This is a genomic window from Vibrio sp. Y58_MX_L22, assembly GCF_024181865.1.
Classification (GTDB): Bacteria; Pseudomonadota; Gammaproteobacteria; order Enterobacterales; family Vibrionaceae; genus Vibrio; species Vibrio alginolyticus.
In genome coordinates, this window is record NZ_JAMZAN010000016.1 from 32,010 (window position 1) to 42,934 (window position 10,925).

Below are 10,925 nucleotides of genomic sequence, written 5' to 3' on the forward strand. Positions count from 1 at the left end.
AATTACAAAGACTTGTTTTGTGGCAATTTGCCCAAACATCTAATTTATATTCTATTTGCTAAATCGGGGATTCCACAGTTTTCGCTAGACTGTAAGGAATGGAACCTACTGTAACATCGGGATAAAGACCATGTTGAAAAATATCAATCCAACGCAAACACAAGCTTGGAAAGCGCTAACGGCGCATTTCGAATCTGCACAAGATATGGATCTTAAAGAGCTGTTTGCTCAAGACGCAGCGCGTTTCGACAAATACTCTGCACGTTTCGGCTCAGACATCTTAGTCGATTACTCAAAGAACCTCATCAATGAGGAAACTCTGAAGCACCTGTTTGCTCTTGCGAAAGAGACCGAGCTGAAATCTGCAATTGAAGCGATGTTCAGTGGTGAAGCGATCAACCAAACAGAAGGTCGCGCTGTTCTTCACACTGCACTACGTAACCGCGCTAATACTCCAGTTATGGTAGACGGCGAAGACGTAATGCCAGCAGTGAACGCGGTTCTAGAAAAAATGAAATCATTCACTGAGCGCGTTATCGGCGGTGAATGGAAAGGTTACACAGGCAAAGCAATTACTGATATTGTGAACATCGGTATCGGCGGTTCTGACCTTGGCCCTTACATGGTGACGGAAGCTCTAGCGCCATACAAAAATCATCTAAACCTTCACTTCGTATCTAACGTTGATGGTACACACATCGTTGAAACGTTGAAGAAAGTTAACCCAGAAACGACGTTATTCTTGATCGCGTCTAAGACGTTTACAACGCAAGAAACCATGACTAACGCGCACACTGCTCGTGATTGGTTCCTAGAATCTGCGGGTGATCAGGCTCATGTGGCTAAACACTTTGCTGCGCTTTCAACAAACGCGACAGCCGTGTCTGAATTTGGTATCGATACAGCGAACATGTTTGAATTCTGGGACTGGGTTGGTGGCCGTTACTCACTATGGTCTGCGATCGGTCTATCAATTGCACTAGCAGTAGGTTTCGACAACTTTGTTGAGTTGCTTGATGGTGCTCACGAGATGGACAAGCACTTCGTATCAACAGATCTAGAAAGCAATATTCCAGTGATTCTTGCTTTGATTGGTATTTGGTACAACAACTTCCACGGTGCGGAGTCAGAAGCTATCCTACCTTACGATCAATACATGCACCGTTTTGCAGCATATTTCCAGCAAGGCAACATGGAATCAAACGGTAAATACGTTGACCGTGACGGCAATGCTGTAACTTACCAAACTGGCCCAATCATTTGGGGTGAACCAGGTACCAACGGTCAGCACGCGTTCTACCAGCTAATTCACCAAGGTACTAAGCTTATCCCATGTGACTTCATTGCACCTGCAATTAGCCACAACCCAGCTAGCGATCATCACCAAAAACTGATGTCTAACTTCTTCGCGCAAACTGAAGCTCTAGCGTTTGGTAAAAATGAAGAAACCGTGAAAGAAGAGTTGGTGAAAGTAGGTAAGAATGCTGAAGAAGTGGCAGCGATTGCGCCATTCAAAGTGTTTGAAGGTAACCGTCCAACAAACTCTATTCTAGTGAAGCAAATCACGCCTCGTACGCTAGGTAACTTGATCGCAATGTACGAACACAAAATTTTCGTACAAGGTGTTATCTGGAATATCTTCAGCTTTGACCAGTGGGGCGTGGAGCTAGGTAAACAACTGGCTAACCAAATCCTACCTGAGCTTGCAGACGAGTCTCAAATCAGCTCGCATGACAGCTCAACAAACGGTCTAATCAACGCATTTAAAGCGTTCAAAGCTTAATGTTTGAATAGATAAAGAAAAGGTCAGCAAATGCTGACCTTTTTATTGCCTGAGGCAAAAACAAAATAGGTTGGCCAGTGCCAACCTATTTTTCTCTTTTATTCGAAGCAAATTTCGATAAAGGCATTTCCCCATTGGGAAGAGAAAGGCATGATAATAATTGAGCCTTCACACTTGTGGCGAATCGTATGACCTCGGCCCGAAACCACAACCGGTGTTGCCATATCAAAGTCAAAACCACTTTCCGCCAGAATGCGTTTCGCACCACCAGTAACCATGTTGGTGATCTCACCCACCATATCGGTCACTTCTTCATTGAGCCCATTTGGACGTTCACCAAGCATGTTCTGCATGATTTCTAGGGCGAGTGCTTCATCAAAGGTGATCGACATTGAACCACGAGTTTGTGGGCCTACCATACCAATCAGACCAGAAACGTCACCTCGTGCGATCTCATCTTTTTTGATTCGCGGTTTTTGTGGCTTCAGCTCAAGAGAAGCCATAGTTTTTAGCACGTTCATTAAAGAAGCTAAAAACGGGTTTACAAATTCAGCGCGCATAACGTTCTTCTATACTTTTTCTTTCGTCTCGGAGGAACAGGCCTGGCATTCACCATGAGTTTCAATAACTTGGTTGGTCAGTTTGAATCCATGCTTCTCGGCGTTTTCGGCTAACAAGGATATCAGCGTCTCATCTTCGAGTTCAACGACATCACCACATTTATCGCAAATTAGTAATTGGAAAAAGTGCTGCTGAGTATTGAAAGAACAACAAGTAATAAAGCTATTTGTCGATTCCACTCGGTGGATGAAGCCTTGCTCTAGGAGAAAATCTAATGCTCGATAAACAGTGGGCGGCTTAGCCTGAGGCTCACTCTCTTTTAGTTGCTCCAATAGCTCATACGCACTTGAGGCGCGGCGATTAGAACAAATGAGTTCAAATACGCGTCGGCGTTGCGGAGTCAGTCGTACTCCACGCTCTGCGCAGATACTTTCAATTTGTTCAATGATTGTTGGGTTCAAACCTTTCACCATAACTATCGGACGTGCTCTATGATAAATCATTTCTATACGAAGTTCGTTTAGAAATGCTTCATTTTACCCACTATCAGAACGAAAATCATGAATTAAAGCAAGTCGGTGGTGGTGTGAAGGCGGAATAATCATCACAGAATGAATCAACGAATGACAGATTAGTATTACTTCTGCGTATTCCTAAGCACTTGGCTAGCCAGCCAATCAAATCATTCTCGCTGAAACTAGCACCCAGAGGTGCTTGGGTATACAATACCCGACTTATTTTTTGAGCGTACTGCTGCGCTCGACCTTGGCAACATAAAAACGGGTGTTTATATCATGACTCATTCTTGCAGGCTCTCCGTAGCACCAATGTTAGATTGGACTGATCGTCATTGTCGCTACTTCCATCGCTTAATGACCAAAGAGACCCTGCTGTACACTGAAATGGTGACGACAGGTGCGATCATTCATGGAAAAGGAGATTTCCTGGCTTATAACGAAGAAGAGCATCCGTTAGCCCTTCAACTTGGTGGTTCAAACCCAGCAGATTTGGCTACGTGTGCCAAGCTAGCGCAAGAGCGTGGCTACGATGAGATTAACCTAAATGTGGGATGTCCATCTGACCGCGTACAAAACGGTCGATTTGGTGCTTGCTTAATGGCTGAACCGCAGTTAGTTGCGGATTGTGTCGCAGCAATGAAAGACGTGGTCGATATCCCTGTAACAGTCAAGACTCGCATTGGTATTGATGATCAAGACTCTTACGAATTCCTAACGGATTTCGTTTCTATTGTTTCAGAAAAGGGTGGCTGTGAGCAGTTCACTATCCACGCACGTAAAGCATGGTTAAGTGGTCTAAGCCCAAAAGAAAACCGTGAGATCCCACCATTGGATTACCCACGCGCTTACCAATTGAAGCAAGACTTCTCACACCTAACGATTGCGATTAACGGTGGCGTGAAGTCATTAGAAGAAGCAAAAGCACATCTTCAGCATCTTGACGGTGTGATGATTGGTCGTGAAGCATACCAAAGCCCATATCTACTGGCATCGGTAGACCAAGAGTTGTTTGGCTCTAACGCTCCAGTGAAGAAACGCAGCGAAATTGTTGAAGAGATGTACCCATACATTGAAGCGCAATTAGCGAAAGGTGCGTACCTTGGTCACATTACCCGTCACATGTTAGGTTTGTTCCAAAGCATGCCCGGTGCTCGTCAATGGCGTCGTCATATCAGTGAAAATGCGCACAAACCAGGTTCTGGTCTAGAAGTATTGCAAGACGCGCTAGCTAAGATTCCAAAAGAATTGAATGTGTAAAATTCGCCAGTGAATGGCTAAAATTACCAACTAAAGAATGATAAAGCCAGGGTGCAGAAATGCCTCTGGCTTTATTTTTTATTAAAAATCATTGACTTATCTCCGAATCTGTAAGTTGGTATGGAAACTGCTCTGTTTATTGAAAACAAATGGAGAAGTGATTATGTTGGAGCTAATCTTTATTTTAGTCTTTGCGGCGACCTTGTTGGTTACGGGTATCACAATGATGACCGTATTCGCAGCAACTGGTATTGCGTTAGTTGTGATGTTTTTACTGGGAATGGTTGGAGCGGTACTCAAACTATTACCATGGTTAATCGTGATTGCATTGGGTATTTGGTTCTTCAAGAATTACGTCGCTCAGCCCCGCTATAAATAATGAGTAACATCATTTAGTTGATGGAGAGGCGTGAGAATATGGTATATTTCCTCTCACGTCCTCTACGTGAATATCAGCTATCTCGGAGTAAATACTACATGACAAATAAAGCGAACATCGCTTTAACGGCATTATCGTTGGCAGTATCTTTTCCTGTTTTTGCAGAGTACTCTGTATCGACAAAAGTCGGCGCAGAGGTATGGGCTGCCGACACTAAAGTTAATGAAGTGAGACGAGATAGCAGTACCGCAGGCACTTTTTACGCGGCGATTGAACATGATGTTAAATATGTCCCTAATGCGCGCCTTCGTTACTCAAGTGTTGATGCGGATTACATGGGGTTCGATAAGCTCGATTTAACCTTGTATTACCACGTTCTAGAGCATGATTTATTGCACTTTGATGCGGGTCTCACGTTCAGTAATTTAAGTGACACTAAATACATTGATGCTGGCTCAAGCAGGCGTGTAGAAGAATTTGATGATCTGATTTGGGCTTGGTATGGTTACGCAGAAATTCAAGTTCCGGATACAAACTTTGATGTGATTGGTGAGATAAACTTTGGTGACAACAAAGGTATCAAAAGCACCGATTTCATGGCAGGTGTTCAATACAATGTACCGCTCGAAAAAGCTCGACTGGCTTTTCGTGGAGGTTACCGTGTGATTGATTTAGAGTCCGATAAATTCATGTCGGATCTAGGGAAAGAGTTTATTTTTGCTAACGGCTTCTTTGTGAGTGCGGAATACGCGTTCTAAATTCAGCCATGTTAGATATTCGATTTACTTAAAACGTCGCTTTATAAGCGGCGTTTTTTTATATCACTTCATTATATCTAATCGAAATTTCTCCCTATTTGGCTGACTTAGACCATGCTTACCTAGGAGCAATGTGAAAGTTAAAGCAGGGATAGCGATGACAATAAATGAACTAAGACATCTATTCCGTGAAAATCAGCTTATCGAAGCGATTATTGAGCCTGCAATCCAAGAGGGTGGTTGGGTTGTAGAGTTCAGACATGCGCGCGGTGGTTTTGTTTTTCTAACGGACAGTCACGGCGAAGAATGTCTTTATGAAGATTTGGATACTGCGTCAAAATCGGCAATGGCAGTAGGCTTTCAACAAGTCCGCATTGAAGATCGATGAGCAAAAAGTAAGCCGTTCTTACTTCCAAAAAGTTATAAAACATTCACTTCTATTCTTTCTTGTTATTAAGGAGAGTGGGTACTCTATCGTCACGCAATGAATAGGGATGTCGTGATAATGTCTTTTCAAAAGAATGAGTATTCTCACAAGAATGTGTCTGAAGATAATAATGGGCAAGGAGGAAATCCTCCAATCACAAGCCCTCTGAATGACCAACAAATTAGCTCACTCCAACAAACTGTCTCTGAGTTGTCTTCACAGCAACTTGCTTGGGTCAGTGGGTATTTTTGGGGATTAGCTCAAAATCAACCAAACACAGCGGTAACGCCAATTGCACAAGCAACGGCAGCCGTATCAGCGAAGCCAGCAGGTAAGTTGAGTATTATTTTTGCTTCCCAAACGGGCAATGCTAAAGGTGTTGCTGAAGCTCTGGAACAGGAAGCAAAAGCAGAAGGAATTGCAGTCGAACTTTTTGATGCAAGCGATTACAAAGGTAAAAACTTAGCCAAAGAAACGCATGTCATTATTGTGGCATCGACTAACGGCGAAGGCGAAGCGCCAGACAATGCCATTGAGCTACATGAGTTTTTGCAATCGAAGAAGGCTCCTAAGCTGCCAAACCTGCAATATGGTGTTATTGCATTGGGAGATTCTAGCTACGAGTTCTTCTGTCAGACCGGTAAAGACTTCGACACTTACCTATCAAAGCTAGGCGCGACTCCATTTATCGAGCGTCTTGATTGCGATGTGGATTATGAAGCCCGCGCAACTGAATGGCGTAAGAATGCGTTAGACAAGGTAAAAGATACACTTTCTTCTGGCTCTGAAGCGGATGTGGTTCAACTTCCTGTGGGTCAAGCTGCGACTGCGCACTCTCCTTACAATAAACAAAATCCGTACACTGCGACGTTACTGACCAGTCAAAAAATCACGGGCCGTGACTCTGGAAAAGACGTTCGTCATATAGAAATCGACTTAGAAGGCTCGGGCTTAACGTATCAGCCAGGTGATGCACTAGGTGTGTGGTTTGAAAATAGCTCGGAACTTGCAAATGCCATTCTTGGTAAGGTCGGTTTGTCTGGGGTTGAGACTGTTGACGTTGATGGTGAAAGCTTGTCAATCCACAGTGCTCTTGTGAGTAAATATGAAATCACAACATCTAACCCGCAGCTCATCACAAAGTTTGCCGAGTTATCCGGTAGCAAGAAACTACAAAAGTTAGTTGAAGATAAAGATAAGCTTCGCGAGTACTCTGCAAATACTCAAATCGTTGATGTACTGGCAGAAAAGAAAACCAAGTTAACCGCAGATGAATTGATTGGTTTGCTTCGTCGTCTTACTCCACGCCTTTACTCTATTGCATCAAGCCAAGAAGAGGTCGATGAAGAAGTACACCTAACGGTTGCTTTGGTTGAGTACGAACAAAACGACGAAAAACGATATGGTGGAGCGTCTAGTTTCTTAGCACAGCGTCTCGAAGAGGGAGATGAAGTTAAAGTATTTGTTGAGCATAACAACAACTTTAAACTGCCGGAAGATGATAGCACTCCAATTATCATGGTTGGTCCTGGCACAGGGATCGCACCATTCCGAAGCTTTATTCAGGAACGTGAAAACCGTGATGCTGAAGGCAAAAACTGGTTGTTCTTTGGTGATCGCACGTTCACTCAAGACTTCTTATACCAAGTGGAATGGCAAAAGTATCTCAAGTCAGGAGTACTAAGCCGATTGGATGTTGCCTTTAGTCGTGACCAAGTAGAAAAGGTTTACGTACAACATCGCATCTTAGAAAACGCAGCTCAAGTGTGGCAGTGGATCCAAGAAGGCGCTTATATCTATGTCTGCGGTGATGCAACGCGTATGGCAAAAGATGTGCACGACGCATTGGTTATCGTTGCTGAACAAGAAGGCAAGATGCCGCGTGACGATGCAGAACAATTTATTAATGACCTACGTAAAGCGAAACGTTATCAGAGGGATGTGTACTAATGACTTTTTCTACGGACAATAATAAGCAGGTTGTATTAGGTGAAGAGTTAGGGCCGCTATCTGATAACGAGCGCCTGAAGCGAGAAAGCAACTTATTACGTGGCACCATTGAGCAAGATTTACAGGACCGTATTACTGGTGGCTTTACTGCCGACAACTTCCAGTTAATTCGTTTCCACGGTATGTATCAACAAGACGATCGTGATATCCGTAATGAACGCACAAAGCAAAAACTGGAACCATTACATAATGTGATGCTTCGTGCTCGTATGCCTGGAGGCATCATCACGCCAACGCAATGGTTAGCGATCGACAAGTTCGCAACGGAGCACTCTTTATATGGAAGTATTCGTCTGACGACTCGCCAAACGTTCCAGTTTCATGGGGTATTAAAACCGAATATTAAGTTGATGCATCAAACGCTCAACAGTATTGGCATTGATTCGATTGCAACCGCGGGTGATGTAAACCGTAACGTGTTGTGTACCACTAATCCAGTGGAGTCAGAGTTACACCAAGAAGCTTACGAATGGGCGAAGAGAATCAGTGAACACCTGCTTCCGAAAACACGCGCTTATGCAGAGATTTGGCTAGACGGTGAAAAAGTAGAAAGCACGGAAGAAGACGAACCGATTCTAGGCAAGAACTACTTACCACGTAAGTTTAAAACCACAGTGGTTATCCCACCGCAAAATGACGTAGATGTACACGCTAACGATCTCAACTTCGTAGCGATTGCAGATAACGGCAAGCTGGTTGGTTTTAACGTCCTGGTCGGCGGCGGCTTAGCGATGACGCATGGCGATACATCAACTTATCCGCGCCGCGCTGACGACTTTGGCTTTATTCCGCTGGACAAGACACTTGATGTTGCCGCAGCTGTAGTAACAACTCAGCGCGACTGGGGTAACCGTTCAAACCGTAAGAACGCAAAAACCAAATACACATTGGATCGTGTAGGTAGCGATGTCTTTAAAGCGGAAGTCGAGAAACGTGCTGGTGTTAAGTTTGAGCAAAGCCGTCCATATGAATTCACAGAACGTGGTGACCGTATTGGCTGGGTAGAAGGAATTGATGGTAAATATCATTTAGCGCTTTTCATCGAAAATGGTCGCTTATTAGACTTTCCAGGTAAACCACTTAAGACGGGTGTTGCTGAAATTGCCAAAATCCACAAAGGCGATTTCCGCATGACAGCAAACCAAAACCTAATTGTTGCGGGTGTACCTAAAAACGAAAAAGCGAAGATTGAAAAGATCGCTCGTGAACATGGCTTAATGGACGACGGCGTAAGTGAACAGCGTAAGAACTCAATGGCTTGTGTTGCTTTTCCAACTTGTCCGCTAGCGATGGCAGAAGCTGAACGTTTCCTTCCTCAGTTTGTTACTGATGTGGAGGGGATTCTGGAGAAGCACAACCTACCAGAAAATGACAACATCATTTTGCGTGTAACTGGGTGTCCAAATGGCTGTGGTCGCGCAATGTTGGCTGAAATTGGTCTAGTTGGCAAAGCGCCGGGTCGTTACAACTTGCACCTAGGTGGTAACCGTGCCGGTACTCGAGTACCAAAAATGTATAAAGAGAACATCACGGATAAGCAAATCTTAGAAGAGATTGATCTGCTGGTGGCTCGATGGTCGAAAGAGCGTGAAGAAGGCGAAGCCTTTGGCGATTTCACTATTCGTGCTGGCATTATCCAAGAAGTGCTCGTATCAAAGAGGGACTTTCATGCTTGATTCTGTAGCATCCAAGCTGGAGCTCACAGAGTTACTGACATTAACAAAGACGGAGCAAATCCTCCGTCTTGCTCAAATTAATGTCGAGCTCGAAAAGCTTTCAGCACAAGAGAGAGTAGCGTGGGCTTTAGATAATCTAGAAGGCGAGTTCGCGGTTTCTTCTAGTTTTGGTATTCAAGCCGCGGTTATGCTTCATTTAGTTACTCGCGCCAAAGCGGACATCCCCGTCATTCTAACCGATACTGGTTACCTGTTTGCTGAGACGTACCGATTTATCGATGAGCTGACAGGTGCTCTCAACCTAAATTTAAAAGTTTATCGAGCCAAAGAAAGTGCGAATTGGCAAGAAGCCCGATATGGAAAATTATGGGATCAGGGTGTAGAGGGAATTGAAAAATACAACAAGCTCAATAAAGTTGAGCCGATGCGTCGAGCGTTAAAAGAGCTTAATGTTGGAACGTGGTTCTCTGGACTGCGTCGAGAGCAAAGTAAATCTCGTGCAGGTTTACCGATTCTATCAATTCAGAACGGTGTGTTTAAATTTCTACCAGTAATTGATTGGACTAATAAAGACGTTCATTACTACTTAGAACAACACGGCCTTAAATACCACCCGTTGTGGGATGAAGGTTACCTTTCAGTTGGTGATACACATACCACTCGTAAATGGGAGCCGGGAATGTCAGAGGAAGAAACTCGATTCTTTGGCTTAAAGCGAGAATGTGGCCTACACGAAGATGATGGCTCCGAACAAGATGGGTCTGGCATATAGCCATAATACTCTTTAAATAGAGTTTAGGTTAAGTTTAATAAAGATAGCTGCAATAAAGCAGCTTTCTTTATTTATGGTACTTGAAAAATACGTCTCAAAGAACAACTCTGTGGATAAGTTGTGTGAGAGTTTGGGGTAAAGTTGAATAAATAAAGGTTTGATCGAAAACTCATCGTTTAACCATTATTTTTGCAATTTTTGAAAAATAACACTTGCCAATGTGAGCGCGATCTCTATAATGCCTCCTCGTCGACAGGGCAAGGGCTCACAAGGGTTTAAGCGAAGTTGATAAGGCTGAAAAGAAAAACGAAATAATTTGAAGAAAGTGTTTGACACAATAAATTATCTCGCTAGAATGGCCGCCTCTTCCCAAGTGATGTCAATCACAAAGAAGAGTTGCTCTTTAACAATATAGACCTATCAATCTGTGTGGGCACTCGTTGATGATAATCCAATTCGATACCTCGGTATCAAATTAGGTTTCAATGAAACGAAGTGACCATTGAATTGAAAGATTCAGCACAGTCAATTCAAACATTACTTTATGTAATGTTCAGTATTCATTGAGCCGACAAAATCTTAAATTGAAGAGTTTGATCATGGCTCAGATTGAACGCTGGCGGCAGGCCTAACACATGCAAGTCGAGCGGAAACGAGTTATCTGAACCTTCGGGGAACGATAACGGCGTCGAGCGGCGGACGGGTGAGTAATGCCTAGGAAATTGCCCTGATGTGGGGGATAACCATTGGAAACGATGGCTAATACCGCATGATGCCTACGGGC

The 10,925-nt window shown here is 43.7% G+C and carries 10 protein-coding genes and 1 rRNA gene; 9 read left to right on the forward strand and 2 right to left on the reverse strand.

Translation table 11 applies throughout. The features are described 5' to 3' along the window. Window positions 1–130 precede the first annotated feature (130 nt). Complete coding sequence (pgi, locus tag NL626_RS21745) at window positions 131–1,783, forward strand: glucose-6-phosphate isomerase (RefSeq protein ID WP_005381270.1); 1,653 nt, start codon at window positions 131–133, stop codon at window positions 1,781–1,783. 98 nt (window positions 1,784–1,881) lie between these two features. Here pgi and NL626_RS21750 read toward each other — a convergent pair whose 3' ends face one another. Then, window positions 1,882–2,343, reverse strand: a complete 462-nt coding sequence (locus NL626_RS21750) for a chemotaxis protein CheX (RefSeq protein WP_005381269.1) — start codon at window positions 2,341–2,343, stop codon at window positions 1,882–1,884. A 9-nt stretch (window positions 2,344–2,352) separates the two neighbouring features. Then, window positions 2,353–2,817 (reverse strand): zinc uptake transcriptional repressor Zur, encoded by a 465-nt coding sequence (zur, locus tag NL626_RS21755; protein ID WP_005381268.1) that lies wholly within the window; start codon window positions 2,815–2,817, stop codon window positions 2,353–2,355. A gap of 321 nt (window positions 2,818–3,138) precedes the next feature. Between zur and dusA the strand changes: the two genes are divergently transcribed. The 8 genes from dusA to NL626_RS21795 all read left to right on the forward strand — a co-directional run. Then, window positions 3,139–4,119, forward strand: coding sequence for a tRNA dihydrouridine(20/20a) synthase DusA (gene dusA / locus NL626_RS21760; protein ID WP_017821727.1), 981 nt, complete (start codon window positions 3,139–3,141; stop codon window positions 4,117–4,119). 163 nt (window positions 4,120–4,282) lie between these two features. Continuing rightward, entirely contained in the window at window positions 4,283–4,498 is a 216-nt protein-coding gene (gene pspG / locus NL626_RS21765; RefSeq protein ID WP_005381266.1) for an envelope stress response protein PspG, read from the forward strand. A gap of 98 nt (window positions 4,499–4,596) precedes the next feature. Continuing rightward, window positions 4,597–5,256: a TIGR04219 family outer membrane beta-barrel protein gene (locus NL626_RS21770; RefSeq protein ID WP_253657721.1), complete on the forward strand. Its 660-nt coding sequence runs from the start codon at window positions 4,597–4,599 to the stop codon at window positions 5,254–5,256. Between the two features lie 157 nt (window positions 5,257–5,413). Further along, entirely contained in the window at window positions 5,414–5,644 is a 231-nt protein-coding gene (locus NL626_RS21775; RefSeq protein ID WP_005381264.1) for a hypothetical protein, read from the forward strand. A 117-nt stretch (window positions 5,645–5,761) separates the two neighbouring features. Continuing rightward, window positions 5,762–7,633: an assimilatory sulfite reductase (NADPH) flavoprotein subunit gene (locus NL626_RS21780; RefSeq protein ID WP_253657722.1), complete on the forward strand. Its 1,872-nt coding sequence runs from the start codon at window positions 5,762–5,764 to the stop codon at window positions 7,631–7,633. Then, window positions 7,633–9,369 (forward strand): assimilatory sulfite reductase (NADPH) hemoprotein subunit, encoded by a 1,737-nt coding sequence (cysI, locus tag NL626_RS21785; protein ID WP_017821724.1) that lies wholly within the window; start codon window positions 7,633–7,635, stop codon window positions 9,367–9,369. The genes NL626_RS21780 and cysI overlap by 1 nt, the downstream gene beginning before the upstream one ends. Further along, window positions 9,362–10,141, forward strand: a complete 780-nt coding sequence (locus NL626_RS21790) for a phosphoadenylyl-sulfate reductase (protein ID WP_213970117.1) — start codon at window positions 9,362–9,364, stop codon at window positions 10,139–10,141. Before cysI ends, NL626_RS21790 begins: the two co-directional genes overlap by 8 nt. 581 nt (window positions 10,142–10,722) lie before the next feature. Beyond that, window positions 10,723–10,925 (forward strand): 16S ribosomal RNA (locus NL626_RS21795); the annotation flags it as partial.